Raw genomic sequence first — 19,553 nt, forward strand, 5'->3', positions numbered from 1 at the left:
CCATTTGGTGGATTAAGGTACTATATGATGAGGACCATTCATTATCATCAATTACTGCATCTTTCTGCATTTCTTCTTATTGCTCAAATTGCATATAGCCAGAATCGTTCGCTATCATTTGACTACATCACTGCGGATGATGGCTTATCAGATAATTACGTCCAGTATGTTTTCCGGGACAGCAAAGATTACCTCTGGATCGGAACTGGTGATTATGGAGTAAATAAGTTTAACGGATATACCGTAACAGCTTACAAAGAAGACGAGGACAAGCCGGGGTCCATTAGCAACAATAGCATTTTTTGCATATTTGAGGACCACATGCACAATGTGTGGGTCGGAACCAGAAATGGTCTGAATCTCTATAACTCCGGATTCGATTCCTTCACCACATTTTATAATGACCCCGAAGACAACTCAAGTTTGACCAGCAACGTCATTTCTGATATGCTGATGGACAATGATAGTAACCTTTGGATAGCTACAGGGTTTGATGGAGGGTTAAATAAGTGGATACCACAAACTAAAAATTTTCAACGCTTCCTGATCCCTGATAATATTGGTGATGGAGATATCAACGACAGAAACAATTTAACATCCGTCAAGAAGGACTCAAATGGGATTTTTTGGGTTACTAATAGAGGCTCCGGGATTTTTTCCTTTAATCCGAAAACTGGAAAATTTAAGTATTTCAAAGACCCAACACCCAATCTAAGTGATCAATCCTATAAGAAATTCTGTATTGATCATCAGGGTACCATCTGGCTTATGTCTTACAGGGATGGTTTTTATTGCTTTGATCCTGTTACCGGGGAGTTTAAACATTTTGATGACAATCATTTGATGAATGATAGCGACGTAGATGTAATAACTGACATCATTATAGAGGATAATGATCATATTCTTTTATCAGCCGATCAGGGAGGGATTATTCAGTTTGATAAAACGAGTGAAACCTTCAGAAATTTCATATGCGAAGACTGTAACACTAATGGATTAAATAGTCAGGGGGTTCGAAGTTTATATATAGATAAGGAGAACATATTATGGGTTGGAACCTCCAGAGGTGGGGTTAATTATTACAACCCGAAGAAATATAAATTTAACCTGATTGATCATGATGCATCAGATCAATCTGCCCGATTACGAAATACCATTGGCTGGATATATGAAGGATCAAAAGGGCTCATTTGGCTAGGAACGGACGGCGGCGGACTCGATGTATACAATCCAAATACCGGCACATACAAAAATTATAAGCATGATTCTTCCAACCCTTTTAGCATCAGTGGTAATGTGATTCGCTGTATTCAAGAAGACAACGATCATGATTTTTGGATTGGCACCTGGGCCACCGGACTCAATCGGTTTGTACCAGCAACAGGTAAATTCTATTCATACCTACCTGGAAATGGCGAACAAAGCATTTCAAATAATTCCATTTGGAATTTAAAGATTGATCATAATAACAATCTTTGGATAGCATATTTTATCAATGGAATCGACCTGTTTAATAAAACGGAAGGTGTGTTCAAAAGCTTCCGTGCTGATCCGGGGACTCCTGGCTCACTAAGTCACGACCTGGTATGGTCCATACATCAAGATGATCAACGAAATATTTGGGTTTGCACAGGCAATGGGATAAACCTTTATGACAGCTTAACAGAGTCCTTTAAAGTTTACAATAATTTTCCTGATAATAATATTAGAACCTTCTGCAGAGACCTGGATGGAAAATTGTGGGCCGGAAGCTTAAACAACGGACTATTTCTCTTCGATATGGATGGGAATGTATTAAGTGTCTATAATGAGACCAACGGCCTTCCGGATAATGCGATTCATTCTATAACCATGGATAATCAAGGAGATTTATGGATCACAACTAATAATGGCCTAAGTCATTTTAATCAGTCGACTAATGAATTTCGAAACTATTTCAAAAATGATGGGCTTCAGGGCAATATTTTTTTCGAGCTATCCGCATTAAAAACTCGAAAGGGAGAAATATATATAGGCGGATACCGGGGGTTTAATTCCTTCTTCCCAGATAGTTTAGCAGATAATGATTTTGTTCCGAACGTGTACTTAACAGACTTCAAGGTTTTTAACAAGTCGGTGACTTACGGATCCGCAGATTCAATTCTTAACAGGCACATTAGCGAGGCTCACGATATTGTTTTAACAAGGCATCAATCAGTTTTTTCATTTGAATTTGTAACCATCAATTATACCAATCCGGGAAATAATCAATACGCCTATTTTATGGAAGGTTTTGAAACAGAGTGGAACTATGTAGGAAGTAAAATGGACGCTACCTACACCAATCTGGACCCGGGAGAATACGTTTTCAAAGTGAAAGCATCCAATAATGACAAAGTGTGGAATGAGGAAGGAACCTCAATAAAAATATTTATTAAACCGGCCTTTTGGCAGACCTGGTACTTCAAATTTGGTCTTTTCATATTGGTAGTTGCAGGGGCACTTGCTTTATACTATTATCGAGTTAACCAAATAAACAAACAACGATCTGTACTTAAATCACTGGTAGAAAAACGGACTTCAGAGTTAGAAAAGACCAACGAATTGCTCAAGAAGAACAATGTGCTTTTGGAGGAACGTCAGAGACAAATTGAAGGTCAATCTGATGAGCTGCAAGTCCAAAACAAGAGATTAGAGGATCAAAAATTGGAGCTAAACAATTTGATTCAGGAACTCAAAGAAACACAAGTTCAATTGGTTCATTCGGAGAAGATGGCTTCTCTTGGGGTACTTACCGCAGGTGTTGCTCACGAAATAAATAACCCACTTAATTTTATACAGGGCGGACTGTATGCCATTGAATCTATTGTTAAAAATGAGAAGATTGAATCAGAGACGCTGTCTGCGGTCATTGAACAAATGAGTATTGGAATCACCAGAGCCTCATCAATTGTTAAAAGTCTTAATACCTTTAGTAGGAAGGGGAGTCTGGAAATAAGACCCTGTAATATTCATGAAATTATTGATAATGCCTTATTGATTCTAAACCATGAGATAAAATACAAATGTGATGTCACCAAAAACTATAGCTCAGACAATTTTATCCTTCTCGGTAATGAAGAAAATCTGCATCAGGTTTTCCTTAATGTCATAATGAATGCTGCCCAAGCTATTGATGAAAAAGGACACATTATTATCTCAACCAGAATTATAGATGGAATGCTCGAAATTATTATTTCAGATACTGGTTCTGGAATAAGTCAAGAAAAAATCAAACAAATTTTTGACCCGTTTTTTACTACCAAAGAGCCGGGAAAAGGTGTAGGTTTAGGTTTGTCTATTGTATACAAGATTATTAAAGAGCATAAAGGAGTCATCAATTACAGCTCGGAAGAAAATAAAGGAACAGAGGTAAAAATAGAATTACCCGTAAGCTTTTGAAAAATGAAGGACGATAGATTAGCCCAAATTTTATACGTCGACGATGAAGTGTTTAATCTTCAACTTTTCCAATTAACCTTTAAGAACAAGTACGAGATAATAGTTGCGGAATCAGGAGAAGAAGGCCTGCAAATACTGAAAAAAAACGATCAGATTCGATTGATTATCAGTGACATGAATATGCCTTCAATGAACGGTCTGGAGTTTCTCTCCAAGGCGAAAAAACTTGATCGCAATATTCCGAGCGTTATATTATCGGGTTATACCAAAACCCATCAAATTGATGATGCCATAAGTTCAGGACTTATAGCAGATTACTTCATGAAACCACTCAATAGAGATGAGTTGGATGAGTTCATTTCAGTCTTATTTAAATGACTACCTGCATTGTCCTCCAAACATTTAGCTACTCATCCGATTATTAAAAGCAGATGAACATTTTTCAAAAAAATCTGGGTCTTAAGAATTATGCTAAAGCGACAGAGAATTCCAAAAAATCAAATGATGGAACCACGAGCATCCCATTTTCGGAAAGTGAAAAATTCATCACGCATATCGAAACAATCAAGAACGAATTTGACTTTCTAGTGCCTGATTTTGGATTCAATCTTACAAAAAACACATGCATAAGCCGTGAACATTGGACTGTTTACTCAAAAGGCCCAATTGAGGTCGAGATAATGTTTGAGTCTGGTTCTCTGCCTTATGTGACTATTAAAAACGACAAACTGCCGGATGACGAATCAAAAGACTTGGATAATCGCGATCATGTAGACCATCTCAATGTAAATGCCAGACAAATCAGACAAGTAAGCACCTTTAGGCGAGGCCCAATTCAAAAAAAAAAATTATGCACGAATGGTTGAAACACGACAACCTGGAATTGACCGAATTGAAACATGATTATAAGCAATTCGGAAAGCAAGAACACATAGCGTATTTGCAACAGGCGGCTTTGACAGTTCGTGAATATCTCGAAAAGAAAATTTTGTAGTTCGCATTCGGTAAAACAAATAACTTACCAACCATCTTTCCCTTCCGAAAATTAGCTGATCATTTTGGCTTAACCGAACCTCCTCTACCAACCTTTATGACCTTAAGGCCTGGCAATTGGCTTGACTTGTATGGTGAAAACTGGTATATTCAGTACCAAGGAAGTAAAAGGGTCGATTATTCTTCTAATAAAAGGTGCGTAAAGGATATTGATCATTGCCCATTATATGCGGCTGTGATCTAATCAAAATATACATCCATGAAAAACCACTTTTTGCTAATAATTATCCTTCTAGCATGCAACAAACAGGACGTGCAATATGAATGTGAGGATATGGTTAAACGAGAATGGTGGAAAGAGCAAGTGGTGTATCAAATATATCCACGATCGTTTATGGACTCCAACGGTGACGGCATTGGAGATATTCAGGGTATTATTTCTAAAATAGATTATCTGGATACCCTTGGTGTAGACATCATCTGGCTCAGCCCACATTTTGATTCCCCTAATGCGGATAATGGATACGACATTCGTAATTACCGAAAGGTCATGGAGGAGTTTGGTACCATGGATGATTTTGATCAATTATTAAACGGGTTACATGAGCGAGGCATCAAATTAATCATTGATCTGGTGGTAAATCACTCTAGCGATGAACACAGATGGTTTCAGGAAAGTATGTCTTCAAAGGAGAATCCTTATAGGGACTACTACATCTGGAAGCCGGGGAATAACGGTAAAGAACCTAACAACTGGCCTTCATTTTTTGGTGGATCCGCCTGGGAGCAGGCCGGTCCTGATGGTGAGTACTACCTACATTACTTTGCCAAAAAACAGCCTGACCTGAATTGGGAAAACCCTAAACTACGGGAGGAAGTCTATGATATCATGCGTTATTGGTTGGATAAAGGTGTTGATGGCTTCCGTATGGACGTCATCCCCTTGATTTCAAAGCATCAAGACTTCCCGGAAATGGATGAAGAAATGCTAAATCATCCAGAGTGGATTTATGCTTCTGGTCCACGTTTACATGAATTCTTAAATGAAATGAACAGGAAAGTTTTGTCGAACTATGATGTGATGACAGTTGGAGAAGCTTTCGGAGTAAGTCCTGAATTAACCCAGCGGATGACTGACGAGCGAAGAAATGAAATAGACCTGGCATTTTTATTTGATATAGCTCGAATAGGCAGAGATAATTGGACTCAAAATGAATGGAAACTCAACGAGTGGAAAGCCTTATTTACTATGCAAAGTGCCCTGGACCGGTTTCATTGGCCCACTATATTTCTAACCAACCATGACAACCCAAGGAGCGTAAGCAAATTTGGAAATGACTCGCCAGAATATAGAGCGGCCTCTGCAAAGCTGCTAGCCATGCTCCTCCTTACCCAACGCGGAACACCTTTCCTTTATCAGGGGGAGGAAATCGGTATGACCAACTACCCTTTTACCTCTTTTGAGCAGTTTGATGATGTTGAAATCAAGGGAAATTATGATGACGTATTAGCCAGTGGAGTCAGTGCCGAAACTTATCTGGCTGAGCTAAACAAATCGGGAAGGGATCACGCAAGGACACCGATGCAGTGGTCGGACACAATTTTGGGAGGATTCACAGATGGTGAAAATAGTTGGTTAGGTGTGAACCCAAATTATGATGAAATCAATGCAGAGACTGACATAAGGAATCCAAATTCTGTTTTCCACTTTTATAGGCGGCTTTTGGATATCCGTAAAGATAATGAAAGCCTGATATATGGGGAATATCTGGATATTGACCCTGATAATAACCAGGTATTCGCATATACCAGAAGTGGTGTAGGTGACACCTATCTCGTAGTGCTAAATATGTCCGATGAAGCAGTCAGCTTTGACATCAATAATGAATTCAAAGGCTATAATCTAATCCTTTGTAATACGGAAAGAACTGATGATATAATAGGTCAAGAGCAATTAAAGTTGCAACCATGGGAGGCTAGATTATATAGAAGCAATTAAAGGATGCTTAAAATGAATTTGAGTGCCAGGGAGATCAACCTGACATCGATCTCCATCGTAAACAATCGGAATTCCCTTTTCTAATTTCTAAGCCGGTGTCATTATTTACTATATCAGAAAACGTTAAAGCAACAAACTAATGAGTAAAATCAAAGCCAATAAAAAATCGCTAATAAGATGGAAGGTCTATATCGACAGGGCCCGCATGTATATCGGGTATGCCCAATTCCTTATGATCGTTTTCGTCCTTTTAGAAGCTTATAAAGACACCTCCGTGGGTCAATTGATCTTTGAAAATTTAATCGTTTCCGCGCCGATCCTCTTTATAATATTCATAGGACTTTCACTGATCATTGGACGGTTAGACACAGTATTCGGTCTTCGTGAAGAAGAACTTAGAAACTCCTCTTCATCCAACCCTGTCATGAGAGAGCTTCTGGCAAAAATAGATCTACTGACTGCAGAGATTAAAGAACTCAAAGAAGAGAAATAGACTTACCCACGCCGGCTGTTATTTCAATAAGTTGGAATAATGAGTATGAATATATTCCTCGATAGACTCATAATAGGCTTCCAATTCCATTTCATCCAGATCTATAATAACAGAATCACCATTTGCTAAGTCAAGATTGAGTTTCTGAAGATCACCCGTATCGTCTTTTGTAAGCTCCATTTTTTTGATGTCATTGATCACAAACGCACCCTCTAGCTCATTGTTTTTGTACTCAATAACGCTACCAGTCAACTTAAGAAAATCGTTGTAGTTATTAATCCCTGAAACCAACTTCCCCGCGACGGGCAGGGCCAGACAAACCCCTGCCCATGCAAAAAACCTAAATAGGTTGACCTCAAATGTCGAATAAAGAAAAACCACAATAACAGGAATGGTCAGGTAGATGAAAGCCTGGATTTTGAGTTTGGTTCTATGATTACGAAAAACAAGCCCATCATCCGCTGGTAGAATTTTAACAGGAAATAACAGCTCTTCCCATAATATCAAAACCATGATTATCACCGCTGTACTTACCAGAAACTCGCCAAAATAGAGGTTATGAATAAGTCCTCCCACTTCCGACTGTCTCGTCTCGAAAAGCTGACCAGAAAGGAAAAACACGAGCCCAAAAATGATGATAAGAATCCCAAGGCTAACATCACGCGGTAAAGTCTTTCGAATGGTTTTAGTCATAACAAATGCAATAAATGGCTGTAATGAATCTATCTGTTTTCAGAGCCGGAAATTTACTGTTTTACATCATTTTTCAATAGAAAATCTTTCTGATAATGAAACGAGATCATCCTTTGCATTGCTTCACAACCTAGCCTGAAACCCACGCTAAAAAATATGACAAACGCCCTCATTATTCCACCCAAAATGCCAACATAAAAATGTCCTTTCTTAAATTGTAGTTATGAAAAACCCAAAAGTTGATTTCTTTTTCGAGAAAGACGGTGAGTGGCAACCTGAATACAATAAGCTAAGGGAAATAATGCTGGACTGTGGGCTTATAGAAGAGCTCAAGTGGGGAGTTCCGTGCTACACCTACCAAAAGAGTAATGTGGTACTTATTCATGGTTTTAAAGAATATTGTGCATTGTTATTCCACAAAGGAGTCCTGTTGAAGGACACTGAAGACATTCTTGTTCAACAAACGGAAAATGTGCAATCAGCACGTCAGCTTCGTTTTACACAATATCAGGAAATCGTTGATCAGGAAAGTACTATCAAAGCCTATGTTTTTGAAGCCATAGAGGTAGAGAAAGCTGGCTTAAAAGTTCCGCTCAAGAAGACCAAAGAATTCAACATGCCGGAAGAATTTCAAAAGGCATTGGATGAAAATACGGATTTTCGAGGAGCGTTCGAGAGGCTAACTCCCGGAAGGCAACGAGGATACCTTCTTTATTTTTCGCAGGCCAAACAGTCAAAAACACGCGAGTCACGAATTGAAAAATATTGGGATCACATTCTCAGCGGAAAAGGATTGAATGACGAATAGATCTTAGGATTATGCCAAGAGTAACGCCAACTACCGTAGAAGATTACCTCACCAATGGATGCGGACGATGCAATTTAGGAGGAACCCCTCAATGTAAGGTACATTCCTGGAGTGCCGAGTTAAAAGCGCTAAAAAGTATTGTGATTAATTGTGGTCTAATTGAGGAAATCAAATGGGATGTGCCGTGCTACACCTATCAAGGCAAAAACATTTGCATTGTCAGCGCATTTAAAGAATATGCGTCAATCAGTTTTTTTAAAGGCGCCCTAATACAGGATGCCTCACAGCTATTGGAAAAACCGGGCGAGAATTCCCAATCAGCTCGATTGATCAAATTCACCGATATAAAACAAATTATAGAACAGGAATCTAAACTGAAAGCTTATCTGTTCGAAGCAATAGAAATTGAAAAAGCCGGATTGACCATTGACTTTAAGGAGAAAAATGAGCTGGTCTATCCCGAAGAACTTGAAAACAAGTTTGCAGAGAATCCGGATATAAAATCTGCTTTTGAGGCATTGACAACCGGACGCCAGCGAGGATACATCCTACATTTTTCCCAACCCAAGCAATCCAGCACCCGCGAATCCAGGATTGAAAAATGTATTCCAAAAATTCTGGAAGGAAAAGGATTTCATGATCGGTGAAAGGCTCACTTAACTACTGCAGACCAGGTTCCGGGTCCTAAATGGGTACCTTCCATGGTTTTCGCCGAGCTATTAACCGTTCCGGTGTAAACATACTTCTCACCAGCCCCAATGTCCCACACAATTTCCACCTTCAATATTTCAACATCATTGTAGGTTATCCTCAAAAGAGAAAGATCACCAAAACTTAAATAAAGCCCCGGATAGTCCGGCTCATCATATTTCGTGTATGCTTTTGGGGATTCCACGTAAAAATCAACATCAGCATGCCATGAAACATCATTGGGGTAATTAAGAGTCACATCCCACAAATTATCAAATATGGTTGAAATGACTGGAGCCACCAACACTCCAAAAGTCGTAAAATGATCCACATACCCTTTTACTATGTTTCCTGAAGAATCTATTTCCGTCGGTATATATTCCCAGCTATCGCCATTAACGAAGAACACACCTAGATCAGACTCATTAGAAGCAACACTGTCCTCACTGTAGTTAAAGGAAATAGTTACTGCGGTATCAAATTCAATCCCTTCTGGGCCAAACTTGTAGGTGTCTCCAATATTCCCACTCAGGGGTGACGACACCTTTTCAATTGTTATGGTAACATCTTCACTTAAACTTGCTTCTGGTATCGATATGGAAACAACTCCGTCAGAACTCTTTACAGATCCCCCAGCTGACCCCACTACCATTTCAACAACTTCTTCTTGCTTGATTTCATCCTCCCCCTTATCACATCCAAGAAAAATCAAGGCACAAAACAATGGTGTTAATAGCGCAGGTTTCATAGGAGACATAAATAGTGATGCATTGAATCTATGAAATAATTCAATACAAGTCAACACGTAAAATCACCTGGAAAATAAACAGCTAGATTTAACCTTCCATCACCCATTCAAGCTCACCCAGATCTTGTCTTTAAGCTGCTGAATACCCAATCCGGAAATACTGGAGATGAACAATGTTTCGATCTCGGGAAGTTCTGCTTTCATTTCTTCAATAAGCTCCTCATCTAACATATCACACTTGGTGATGGCCAGCAATCGCTGCTTATCCAGCAGTTCAGGATTGTATTTTTCCAACTCCCCAACCAGGATGTTATATTCTACCTGGATGTCTTCCGCATCAGCAGGTATCATGAAAAGCAGCATGGAGTTACGCTCAATATGGCGCAGAAATCTCAACCCGAGCCCACGCCCTTCTGCCGCTCCCTCGATAATTCCGGGAATATCTGCTATCACAAAAGATTTGTAGTCACGATAGGGTACCACCCCAAGGTTGGGCACCAGTGTGGTGAAAGGATAATCTGCTATCTCCGGCTTCGCTGCAGAAACTACTGAAAGCAGGGTTGACTTTCCTGCATTCGGGAAACCTACCAGGCCAACATCAGCCAGGATTTTTAGCTCAAGCACGACCCATTTTTCGACGCCCTCTATTCCCGGCTGGGCATATCTTGGCGCCTGATTAGTTGGGGTCTTAAAGTGCGAGTTACCCAATCCGCCCATACCCCCTTCGAGCAAGATCTTTTCTTCACCATCTTCGAGGATTTCAAGGACGACTTCTCCCGTCTCAGCGTCTTTAGCAACGGTACCCAGTGGCACTTCTAACACAATGTCAGCACCATTGGCACCAAAGCGATTACCACCTTCACCGGCCACTCCATGATCGGCCTTGACATGGCGCTTATACCTCATGTGAAGCAAAGTCCACAGCTGGGCGTTACCCTTAAGGATAATATGACCTCCACGGCCACCATCACCACCATCCGGCCCACCCTTTGGAACGAACTTTTCCCTACGAAAATGGACGGAACCAGCTCCACCATCCCCGGAACGGGCATAAAATTTTACGTGATCGATGAAGTTGGATTCCATAAAGGATTCTATCAGACAGGAAGCACATCAACTACTCCGGCGATTTGATCGAAGATCTCGGAGATGCTTCCCACACCGTTGATGCTGTTGAATTTACTCTGAGCCTTATAATAGCCTGCTACCGGTGCTGTTTCGTCCTGGTAAACCTTGATTCGAGTAGTGATCTTATCATCATCCTGATCGTCTACCCTACCTGAGGTCTTGGCTCTCTCTTTAATACGAGCTCTTAGCTCATCCTCCGGAACCTCCAGGGCCACCATTCCGGAAATAGAAAGATCATGTTTCGCCAACATTTTATCCAGTGCATCGGCCTGATTGACAGTTCTTGGAAAACCATCAAAAATAAAACCCGGCACGTCAAGGTTTTCCTGAATTTTGTCCTCGACCATGCCAATGACTACTTCGTCCGGCACAAGTTTACCCTGATCCATAAAGCCTTGAGCCAACTTGCCCAGCTCAGTCCCTTCGCCTAAATGTTTGCGGAAAAGGTCACCTGTTGAGATATGAACCAGTTGATACTTTTCAATGATATTTTCGCTCTGGGTGCCTTTGCCTGCTCCCGGAGGGCCGAACAATACGATATTCAACATGTTGCTTAATTTAAAAAAGAGGGTAAATATAGCTGAATCTTCAGGTTTATCACTCAGTCAGAAACGGCGTAAATCTGCCGCAATTGTCTCCCAAGTCCCTGATAATCCATGCCATAACCGACCACAAATTTGTTTTCTATTTTCTTCCCGACATACTTTACGGGGAATTTTTTATCAAATACCTCCTCTTTAAGTAGCAAAGAGGCTACTTCAAGAGATGCCGGCCGTTGATTTTCCAGCTTCGGAAGGAATACTGACAAAGTTTGGCCGGTATCAATAATATCCTCCACCACCAACACATGCCTGCCTTTTAAGTCTGCCTTCAAACCTACAACCTCCTCAATCGTTCCTGTGCTATTTGTTCCATGGTACGATTTAAGCCTGACCAACTCTAGCTTAATCTCCAGGTCCAACTTCTTCAACAAGTCTGCCAGGAACAATACCACGCCATCAAGAACACCAACAAGGATGACCTCTTTACCAGAATAATCCTTATTGATCGCTTTTGCCAGCTGCTTTACGGTCTTCCTGATCTCCTTCTTACCAATGTAAGACTCAAAACTTAAGTCACCGAGTTGCAATCGTTTACTCATAGTCTTTTCATTAGGTATTCGTACATGCGAATCATAGCATCAATGTCATCCTTATGCACAGTCTCCTTTGGGGAATGCACATTTTCTTCCGGGGCACCAATAAAGCACCAATCAATTGGATAGGGTGACATATGCACCTCACGTCCATCACTTGATCCGGACGATTCCACTTCAAGCTGATAAGGAACCTCCGATTCATCGGCCAACTTTATAATTTTATCTAAGAAAGAACGTCTGGGAATATGACGGTCTCTTAGGGAGATTGCCACTCCACCCCCTAGCTGAACGCCTTCAGTAGCCCAAGTAATATCAGAAATCAACGCTTGGCTAACAGGGAAATGTGATTGGATATAGTCCAGCAACATCGGTACCGAACCACCTCCTACCTCCTCATAGGTACTAAAGACAATAATGCCATCAGTTAGAGTCTCAGCCACCTTCAAGGCACTGTACACTCCCAGGCGATTGTCCATATAGGGACTGGTAATCTTGTTTCGTCTGATGTTAACCTCCGGCTTGAAGGTAAGCGTTGTTCCCGTATCTATTCCCCTGGGAAAATCATAGAATAAGTGATGTTCCTTATCCACTTTGAGTTTGCACTCAATCGGCCCCAGGCTATCCTCTCCCACCAACACAAAACCATTCTCTGCTTCCGGACCTCCAATGGGTACCAGTTGATTTTCGTATCTCACTGTGAATCCAATGGAATCGAGGTGAGCAAAAATGGCCGTTCTCGGTTTTCCAAATACCAAAATGACATTATCATGTAGCTCAGATCCGGCCAAAACCTTCGGAGTTACTGCCCACTTTTTGCTTTGCTTTTTCACATAGTCCAGCACAAAATTGGTCATTCGGAATTCGCTTCCGGAAGGTGCATGAACCGCTACAAGTTGCTCGAGTAATTTCATTTTTTTGTTAAGAGCAGCAAATATAACCTAGCCATAAGCCGACGGCATTGGATTTTCGTATAATTTCAAGCTGTAATTCGCCAGCGCATGTCGGAGATTTGGAAATACTTGGTTGTCTATTTGCTCTCAGGCCTCAAATTCATTTTTGGCCCCTCATTGGGTTTGTCCTTTGGTATGAGCATTCCCGTTATTGCCATTCTAACTACGGCAGGCATGATGTCGACAGTCTATCTTATCACCCATTTCGGAGAAGAGATCAGAGCGCTGACCATTAGAGTATTCGGAGTCAGGAAGAAAAAAAAGGTCTTTACTAAACGAAACCGACGCTTTGTGACAATATGGAATAAATATGGAGTAAAAGGAATTGCCCTGCTCACCCCATTGCTACTTTCACCTCCGGGTGGAACCATCCTCGCCAACGCTCTTGGTGGAAAAAAGAATGAGATTATTACCTGGATGTGGATTTTTGGAGGGGTTTTTTCCGTAGTGCTTACCCTGATTTTAAAGTACGCCAGCTGGCTTATCAAAGATTTTATTATCCTTCCCTGATTGACCTTTTACAGCTTTTTTTAAAAACATTCTAAAGTGACCTGTTTGGCTATCTTTGCGGCATGCAATTGAAGAATGATCTGATACTGAGAGCCGCAAGAGGAGAGAAAACTGAAAAAACTCCTGTTTGGGTAATGCGGCAGGCCGGAAGGATTCTGGCAGAGTATAGAGAAGTACGTGCAAGCGTGAGCGGTTTCAAAGAACTGGTTGAAACGCCCGAGCTGGCTGCTGAGGTGACGATCCAACCGGTGGATTTGCTGGGGGTAGATGCTGCAATCATTTTTTCAGATATCCTGGTCATACCAGAAGCAATGGGATTGGAATATGAAATGGTGGAGCAAAAAGGACCCCATTTTCCAAAAACAATTAGTTCGGAAGCAGACCTTTCCAGTATTAAGATTGCCTCAGATGAGGATATTCAGTACACCATTGATGCCATCAAAATCACCAAGAAACGTTTGGATGGACGTGTACCAATTATTGGTTTTGCGGGAGCTCCATGGACTATCTTTTCCTACATGGTAGAGGGTGGAGGTAGTAAGACCTTCAGCAAAGCACGAAGAATGCTTTATCAGGACCCAAAACTTTCTCATAAACTACTTGACCTGATCACCCAAAGCACCGTTGCCTATCTCAAAGGACAAATCGCTGCGGGCGCTGACATGGTACAGGTTTTTGATTCCTGGGCAGGGGTATTGCCTCCGGATCAATACCGAGAGTTTTCATTAAAGTATATTCAACAAATCTGTCAGGAGATAAGGGAAGTTCCTATTACCGTCTTTGCAAAAGGAGCCTTCTTTGCACTGGCCGATATGAACAATGTGGATTGCCGTACGGTTGGTCTGGATTGGAACATGGATATAGAGGGCACTAAGGCCTTACTGCCAACTAAAACATTGCAGGGAAATCTTGATCCATGTCTACTGTACAGTGACTATGATATGATCACGGCTGAAACACATAAAATGCTGAAGCGATTCGATGGGCATGCTCACATTGCTAACCTGGGACATGGCGTTTATCCGGATACTGACCCAGACAAAGTCAAACACTTTATTCAGACGGTGCAGAACTTCGAGAAGCCCTAAATATATACTTCTCCATTTTTCGTTTTAGTTCCTTGGGATCAAAAGGTTTGGTCACAAAATCATTCATACCTGCCTTAGAGATCCCATCCTGAACCCGAAATAAAGCAGAGGCTGTCAGCGCTATTATGGGGATGTTTGCATCTTGCATACGAATCCTTTTGGCGGCTTCGTACCCATCCATTTCCGGCATCTGCAGGTCCATCAGCACCAAATCGTATAGCTTATTTTCAGCCATTTCAACGGCTTCACGACCATTACTGGCCAAATCATATTCAAGCCCCCAGGAACTAAGGAATTTGGATGCCACCATTACATTCAGCTGATTATCCTCTACTAACAGGACTGACCGACCAGCAAGCCTGGTACTTTCGGACACATTATCCACAAAACCCTCCACCTCATAAGGATCCCCAATGGGGAAAGTTTGTATGAAATAGAAGGTTGAGCCCCTACCAACTTCGGAATCCACCTTAATTTTTACTCCCTGTAGCTCCAGTAGCTTTCGGGTAATAGATAGACCCAATCCTGAGCCTCCATACTCTCGGGTGGTAGAGGAGCTAGCCTGGGTAAATCGCTGGAAAATCAGCTCTCTCTTGTCTGCAGGAATTCCCATACCGGTATCTTCCACCTCAATCCTGACGGTTTGCTCATCCTGATCCTCGGTAATCACCTTCATACGCATCGTCACGCCTCCTTCCTTTGTGAATTTGATCGCATTGTCTACCAGGTTATTAATAACCTGAGCAAAGCGGGTAGCATCAAGTAAAAGATTTGGCTTCACAGTATGATCACACTCGCTCTTCAAATAAAGCCCTTTTGCTTCTGCCTTTGGAGTATATATCTTCAGGATACGATTACTCATCTCCTTCAGATTCACATTCATTTCCTCAAACTCCACTGTCCCGGACTCCAGCTTATTATAGTCCAAAATATCATTGATCAATGTGGTTAAGTGCTCTGCTGAATACTTTAACGAAGTCAGGCTTTCTTCCTGATCCTTTCGCGGGTTCTCTGCCAGCAATAAATGCGATAGGCCTACGACTGCGTTGAGAGGAGTCCGAATCTCATGACTGATGGTACTCAAGAAGTCTGACTTAGCCTGCGATGCGATTTCGGCCCTTTCCTTTTGAGCTTTCAATGTGTAAGCGAAGCGAAAAGACAAAACCAGGGATTGTGAGAAAAAGAATAGCACATACCCCAAAAAAGTGGCGATCATCATGGATTCCAGCAAACCGAAATACACGAATATATTATAAGTGAAAACCACAAAAACAACCGTGGTACTGATTAACACATAAGTGGACCCAAGTAAACGTCGGGTATAGGCCTGATAGTAAACACGAACCGTAAGAACCAGGTATACCATCAACAACGCAAAGAAAGGCGTAACCAGCCTTGTGAAAAATACAGGCGGCGTGATGAGCACGATCAGGCAGAATACCCAGCAGATAATATTTAATGCCTTCCAGAGCCACCCTTTAGCCAATTCAGGATAAAGATTTTGCACAAAACTGCAAAACAGATAAGCACTTATGAAGAGGGCCAAATATTCCAAACGGACAGAAAGCCACCAGGGAATATCAAAAAGCGCATGGAGAACATAATACCCAAACCCAATAATTCGATATGCATAAGCAATGCAGAACAATGCAAAAAATAGAATAGCCTTATCATGGTGACCAAATAAGTAGAGTCCCAGAAAGAAAAGTCCTCCCATAAACAAGCTACCCGTTAGTAACAAATCCAACGCCACGATCCCCCTTTCCTCATGAACCATATCTTCCTCGGACCCCAGAACCATACCCTCTGAAGCCCCCCCTTTGCTATGATCAAAATTGGATACCTGGAGTACAATATCCAGTGTATCACTCAAGGGACCGAGATGAATAAAATCTGGTTTCCACTCAGGCCTGTACTCGTCCCTGGTCTTCCCTACTACTCCATTTGTATACTTCAGATCGCCATTGATAAACAAGTTGAAAGCACAATACATATCCTCAACATGTAAGGTATAGGAACAGCTAGTATCCGGGAGTACCACTCTTAAGTGGTAGGTGGCATATCCAAATGAACCAATTTCCTCGCCTTCTATGACGTAATTATTCCATAGCGATGGGAATTCGATGTAATTATTTCTCGATGGCAAAATATTCGGAAGCGCCAGCTCCTCCCAGTAGAACTCCCATTCTCCATCCAGATCATAGGTTTGGTTTTTGAAACTTTCTTTGGACAAATCAAGCACACCGCGTATCGCCTCAGCCTGAACATCTGCGATACTCAACAATGTTATAATTAATAGAATAAAAGTGTGCCTATTCATTTTATGTAATCGCCAGGTGCCTCATTAACTCTTATTGCCTGTAGCTGGGTTACAAGGGTAATATTATTGAAAAAGACAAAAACACCAAGAATTGGTAACACTAACACTTTCAATACTTTATGTTAACCCATTCCACCTAATCGGCAGGTTCGGGCAAAAACTTCGATAACTTTCTTTTCAGCTCCTGAGGATCAAATGGTTTTAAGACAAAATCATTCATCCCCGCATCGAAGATTCCTTCCTGCACCCTAAAGAGCGCAGACGCCGTAAGAGCAATGATTGGAATGCTCGTGTCCTTTTCTCTAATCAGCCTGGAGGCTTCATACCCATCCATCACAGGCATTTGTAAATCCATCAGAATCAAATCATAGGACGTCGATGAGGCTTTTTCAACCCCTTCTTCACCATTTTCTGCATGGTCGACAGCTATCCCCCATTTGGTCAGGAATTTGCTTGCAACCACCACATTGATCTTGTTATCCTCTACAAGTAGTACCTTTCTACCTTGTAATTGTGCCTCATCCATAACAACCTCATCATCAGCGGGAAGTTTCCTGGAATCATCAATCGTAAACTTCAGTGTGAAGTAAAAAGTTGAACCTTCCCCGGGGTATGAACTTAGTTTTATTTGAGATCCCTGAAGTTCCAGTAATTTTTTTATTATCGACAGTCCCAAACCGGTACCGCCAAATTCTCGAGTGGTAGAAGAACTGGCTTGAGTAAACCTCTCAAAAATTACTGCCTGTTTATCCGATGGAATTCCTATCCCGGTATCTGATACTTCAAATCTGATTTTCTGGCTTGTATTGTTTTGCTTTACCATGATCATGCGAAGTACCACAGACCCCTCCCTCGTAAACTTAATGGCATTATCAATCAGGTTGTTCAAGATTTGTGAAAGCCTGGTAGCATCTAGCAGCAGACTGGAGTTTATCCGATCATCGCACACAAACTCCAGATGAAGGTAATTCTCCTCAGCCTTGGGAGAATAAATATTAACAATCCTCTCTCCCAGTTCACGTAGGTTTACCGACATCTCTTCAAACTCTACTGATCCTGATTCCAGCTTATTAAAATCAAGTATATCATTAATGAGAGCAGTCAGGTGCTCGGCAGAATACTTCAGGGATAATAGGTTATCTCTCTGGTCATCCCGAGGGTTTTCAGTTAATAGCAAGTGAGAAAGACCGACTACCGCATTGAGAGGGGTTCGTATTTCATGACTGATTGTGCTTAAAAATTCTGATTTCGCCTGAGAGGCCTTTTCCGCCTTGTGCTTCTCAGATTTTAAGGTATAAGCAAACCGATAGGATAGTATGAGTGATTGGGAAAAAAGGAACAGCTCCTTCCCCCAGAAATTTACCGATTCGACACGCTCTAGAAAATTAAAATAGATAAGCATGTCATACATTAATATGGCCAGAACTACTGCGGTGCTCCCCAAAGCATATTGTGACCCAATCAACTTTTTTCGATAAGCCAAAATGTAGATATAAAAGGCCACACCAATGTAAGCCGCCGTTACCATCAGAAATGGTGTCATCAAAAAGGTAAAAACAGAGGCAGGTGTGAATATAGCCATGACAGCAAAGCCAATGCAGATCACATTAAGGACAGTAAAGATTTCCTTTTTGATCACCTCGGGATAAAGGCTATATACAAACCTGGAAAACAGAAAAACGCTGACAAAAAGCGTGATATATTCCAGCCGTGAGAGAAGATACCATGACCAGTCAATGAGGTGATGCAATTCATAAAACCCAGCTCCAATACCGCGGTATGAGTAGACAATGCAGAACAGCGCAAAATAGAAAATCGCCTTATCATGATGCCCGAAAAAATATAACCCCAGCAAAAAGAGCCCGCCAATAAGCAAACTACCCGTAAGCAACAGATCATAGGTCCACAGTGAAAATAACTTTGCCTTCATCATGCTTGACTCACCGATAGTCAAACTTTGAGAAGAGCCCCCTTTTCTGTGATCGAAATTGGCAATTTGAAGCACCAACTCATTGGTGTCCCGTACATTCCTCAACTCTATGAAATCAGGCTTCCATTGAGGCTGATACTGTTCCCTGGTGGTAGCTACTTTTCCATTTGCGAGAATCTGCTGCCCGTTCCAAAACAGGCCAAAGCTTGAAAACATATCCTCAACGTGAAGCGTATAGCTGTGGTCATTTAACGGCAAAAGAACTTTTACACGATAGGTGGCAAATCCCTTGTTAGGGAGATCTCGATCGGGAATACCGGACCAAACAGACGGGAAGGGAACTAACTCACTCCGTTCGAAGGCACTATCAGGTGTTAGAAGTTGCTGCCAGTAAAATTCCCATATACCATCGAGTGGTACTTCATTTTTATTGAAATCTTTTTCCCTCAGGTCAATGACACCCACAGGAAGATTTAATGCTTGAGCAGAAAAACTCAGACACAACAATACCAATGGTAAAAGCCGGCTCCCATTCATAATACAACAATCCCGTATCAGGCTCTTAATTTATGAGCTACCTAATTCCTGATTGAAACATCAATTTCAACAAATTTTTAAACTTATTGGAATCTGACAAGATGGGTG

18 protein-coding genes are annotated in these 19,553 nt (G+C 41.4%); 10 read left to right on the forward strand and 8 right to left on the reverse strand.

The window, feature by feature from the left end:
• The first annotated feature begins 24 nt into the window (after window positions 1-24).
• The 6 genes from NXR94_RS00170 (at window position 25) to NXR94_RS00195 (ending at window position 6,905) form a co-directional block, all read left to right on the forward strand.
• A complete protein-coding gene (locus NXR94_RS00170) occupies window positions 25-3,420 on the forward strand; it encodes a two-component regulator propeller domain-containing protein (RefSeq protein ID WP_258102526.1) in 3,396 nt (1,131 codons plus the stop codon).
• A gap of 3 nt (window positions 3,421-3,423) precedes the next feature.
• Window positions 3,424-3,798, forward strand: a complete 375-nt coding sequence (locus NXR94_RS00175) for a response regulator (protein WP_258102527.1) — start codon at window positions 3,424-3,426, stop codon at window positions 3,796-3,798.
• Between the two features lie 53 nt (window positions 3,799-3,851).
• On the forward strand, window positions 3,852-4,286 hold the full coding sequence (locus tag NXR94_RS00180) for a hypothetical protein (RefSeq protein ID WP_258102528.1): 435 nt from the start codon (window positions 3,852-3,854) through the stop codon (window positions 4,284-4,286).
• Entirely contained in the window at window positions 4,271-4,414 is a 144-nt protein-coding gene (locus tag NXR94_RS00185; protein WP_258102529.1) for a hypothetical protein, read from the forward strand. Before NXR94_RS00180 ends, NXR94_RS00185 begins: the two co-directional genes overlap by 16 nt.
• Window positions 4,415-4,672: 258 nt before the next feature.
• On the forward strand, window positions 4,673-6,412 hold the full coding sequence (locus NXR94_RS00190; protein ID WP_258102530.1) for an alpha-glucosidase: 1,740 nt from the start codon (window positions 4,673-4,675) through the stop codon (window positions 6,410-6,412).
• 139 nt (window positions 6,413-6,551) lie between these two features.
• A complete protein-coding gene (locus tag NXR94_RS00195; protein WP_258102531.1) occupies window positions 6,552-6,905 on the forward strand; it encodes a hypothetical protein in 354 nt (117 codons plus the stop codon).
• An 18-nt stretch (window positions 6,906-6,923) separates the two neighbouring features.
• On the opposite strand, the gene NXR94_RS00200 is transcribed toward NXR94_RS00195, so the two are convergent.
• Window positions 6,924-7,598 (reverse strand): heavy metal transporter, encoded by a 675-nt coding sequence (locus NXR94_RS00200; protein ID WP_258102532.1) that lies wholly within the window; start codon window positions 7,596-7,598, stop codon window positions 6,924-6,926.
• A gap of 223 nt (window positions 7,599-7,821) precedes the next feature.
• Here NXR94_RS00200 and NXR94_RS00205 point away from each other — a divergent pair, with 223 nt between their 5' ends.
• The gene (locus NXR94_RS00205) at window positions 7,822-8,406 is read left to right on the forward strand and encodes a YdeI family protein (RefSeq protein ID WP_258102533.1); all 585 of its coding nucleotides are present in this window, start codon (window positions 7,822-7,824) and stop codon (window positions 8,404-8,406) included.
• Window positions 8,407-8,417: 11 nt separating this feature from the next.
• Window positions 8,418-9,053 carry a YdeI family protein gene (locus NXR94_RS00210; protein WP_258102534.1) on the forward strand — a complete coding sequence of 212 codons (636 nt, stop codon included), beginning with the start codon at window positions 8,418-8,420 and terminating at the stop codon, window positions 9,051-9,053.
• Between the two features lie 5 nt (window positions 9,054-9,058).
• Here NXR94_RS00210 and NXR94_RS00215 read toward each other — a convergent pair whose 3' ends face one another.
• The 5 genes from NXR94_RS00215 to NXR94_RS00235 all read right to left on the reverse strand — a co-directional run bounded on the left by NXR94_RS00215 (window position 9,059) and on the right by NXR94_RS00235 (window position 13,021).
• Window positions 9,059-9,844 (reverse strand): hypothetical protein, encoded by a 786-nt coding sequence (locus NXR94_RS00215; RefSeq protein WP_258102535.1) that lies wholly within the window; start codon window positions 9,842-9,844, stop codon window positions 9,059-9,061.
• Window positions 9,845-9,943: 99 nt separating this feature from the next.
• Entirely contained in the window at window positions 9,944-10,930 is a 987-nt protein-coding gene (gene obgE, locus NXR94_RS00220) for a GTPase ObgE (protein ID WP_258102536.1), read from the reverse strand.
• A gap of 11 nt (window positions 10,931-10,941) precedes the next feature.
• Window positions 10,942-11,520: an adenylate kinase gene (locus tag NXR94_RS00225; protein ID WP_258102537.1), complete on the reverse strand. Its 579-nt coding sequence runs from the start codon at window positions 11,518-11,520 to the stop codon at window positions 10,942-10,944.
• Window positions 11,521-11,573: 53 nt separating this feature from the next.
• The gene (gene hpt / locus NXR94_RS00230; protein ID WP_258102538.1) at window positions 11,574-12,113 is read right to left on the reverse strand and encodes a hypoxanthine phosphoribosyltransferase; all 540 of its coding nucleotides are present in this window, start codon (window positions 12,111-12,113) and stop codon (window positions 11,574-11,576) included.
• Window positions 12,110-13,021: a M20/M25/M40 family metallo-hydrolase gene (locus NXR94_RS00235; protein ID WP_258102539.1), complete on the reverse strand. Its 912-nt coding sequence runs from the start codon at window positions 13,019-13,021 to the stop codon at window positions 12,110-12,112. The genes hpt and NXR94_RS00235 overlap by 4 nt, the downstream gene beginning before the upstream one ends.
• A gap of 87 nt (window positions 13,022-13,108) precedes the next feature.
• Between NXR94_RS00235 and NXR94_RS00240 the strand changes: the two genes are divergently transcribed.
• Window positions 13,109-13,570, forward strand: a complete 462-nt coding sequence (locus NXR94_RS00240; RefSeq protein WP_258102540.1) for a hypothetical protein — start codon at window positions 13,109-13,111, stop codon at window positions 13,568-13,570.
• Window positions 13,571-13,632: 62 nt separating this feature from the next.
• A complete protein-coding gene (gene hemE, locus NXR94_RS00245) occupies window positions 13,633-14,658 on the forward strand; it encodes a uroporphyrinogen decarboxylase (RefSeq protein ID WP_258102541.1) in 1,026 nt (341 codons plus the stop codon).
• On the opposite strand, the gene NXR94_RS00250 is transcribed toward hemE, so the two are convergent.
• Both NXR94_RS00250 and NXR94_RS00255 read right to left on the reverse strand, forming a co-directional pair.
• Complete coding sequence (locus NXR94_RS00250; RefSeq protein ID WP_258102542.1) at window positions 14,624-16,939, reverse strand: ATP-binding protein; 2,316 nt, start codon at window positions 16,937-16,939, stop codon at window positions 14,624-14,626. The two genes, hemE and NXR94_RS00250, sit on opposite strands and share 35 nt — an antisense overlap.
• A gap of 175 nt (window positions 16,940-17,114) precedes the next feature.
• Complete coding sequence (locus NXR94_RS00255) at window positions 17,115-19,445, reverse strand: ATP-binding protein (RefSeq protein ID WP_258102543.1); 2,331 nt, start codon at window positions 19,443-19,445, stop codon at window positions 17,115-17,117.
• Between the last annotated feature and the right edge of the window lie 108 nt (window positions 19,446-19,553).

This window comes from Marinoscillum sp. MHG1-6 (genome assembly GCF_024714475.1).
Taxonomy (GTDB): Bacteria; Bacteroidota; Bacteroidia; order Cytophagales; family Cyclobacteriaceae; genus JAMZMI01.

Excerpts from the sequence above, each read along its gene's own strand:
- NXR94_RS00170 (WP_258102526.1), top strand. The coding sequence starts at position 25 with ATGATGAGGACCATTCATTATCATCAATTACTGCATCTTTCTGCATTT.
- NXR94_RS00175 (WP_258102527.1), top strand. The coding sequence starts at position 3,424 with ATGAAGGACGATAGATTAGCCCAAATTTTATACGTCGACGATGAAGTG.
- NXR94_RS00180 (WP_258102528.1), top strand. The coding sequence starts at position 3,852 with ATGAACATTTTTCAAAAAAATCTGGGTCTTAAGAATTATGCTAAAGCG.
- NXR94_RS00185 (WP_258102529.1), top strand. The coding sequence starts at position 4,271 with ATGCACGAATGGTTGAAACACGACAACCTGGAATTGACCGAATTGAAA.
- NXR94_RS00190 (WP_258102530.1), top strand. The coding sequence starts at position 4,673 with ATGAAAAACCACTTTTTGCTAATAATTATCCTTCTAGCATGCAACAAA.
- NXR94_RS00195 (WP_258102531.1), top strand. The coding sequence starts at position 6,552 with ATGAGTAAAATCAAAGCCAATAAAAAATCGCTAATAAGATGGAAGGTC.
- NXR94_RS00200 (WP_258102532.1), bottom strand. The coding sequence starts at position 7,598 with ATGACTAAAACCATTCGAAAGACTTTACCGCGTGATGTTAGCCTTGGG.
- NXR94_RS00205 (WP_258102533.1), top strand. The coding sequence starts at position 7,822 with ATGAAAAACCCAAAAGTTGATTTCTTTTTCGAGAAAGACGGTGAGTGG.
- NXR94_RS00210 (WP_258102534.1), top strand. The coding sequence starts at position 8,418 with ATGCCAAGAGTAACGCCAACTACCGTAGAAGATTACCTCACCAATGGA.
- NXR94_RS00215 (WP_258102535.1), bottom strand. The coding sequence starts at position 9,844 with ATGAAACCTGCGCTATTAACACCATTGTTTTGTGCCTTGATTTTTCTT.
- obgE (WP_258102536.1), bottom strand. The coding sequence starts at position 10,930 with ATGGAATCCAACTTCATCGATCACGTAAAATTTTATGCCCGTTCCGGG.
- NXR94_RS00225 (WP_258102537.1), bottom strand. The coding sequence starts at position 11,520 with ATGTTGAATATCGTATTGTTCGGCCCTCCGGGAGCAGGCAAAGGCACC.
- hpt (WP_258102538.1), bottom strand. The coding sequence starts at position 12,113 with ATGAGTAAACGATTGCAACTCGGTGACTTAAGTTTTGAGTCTTACATT.
- NXR94_RS00235 (WP_258102539.1), bottom strand. The coding sequence starts at position 13,021 with ATGAAATTACTCGAGCAACTTGTAGCGGTTCATGCACCTTCCGGAAGC.
- NXR94_RS00240 (WP_258102540.1), top strand. The coding sequence starts at position 13,109 with ATGTCGGAGATTTGGAAATACTTGGTTGTCTATTTGCTCTCAGGCCTC.
- hemE (WP_258102541.1), top strand. The coding sequence starts at position 13,633 with ATGCAATTGAAGAATGATCTGATACTGAGAGCCGCAAGAGGAGAGAAA.
- NXR94_RS00255 (WP_258102543.1), bottom strand. The coding sequence starts at position 19,445 with ATGAATGGGAGCCGGCTTTTACCATTGGTATTGTTGTGTCTGAGTTTT.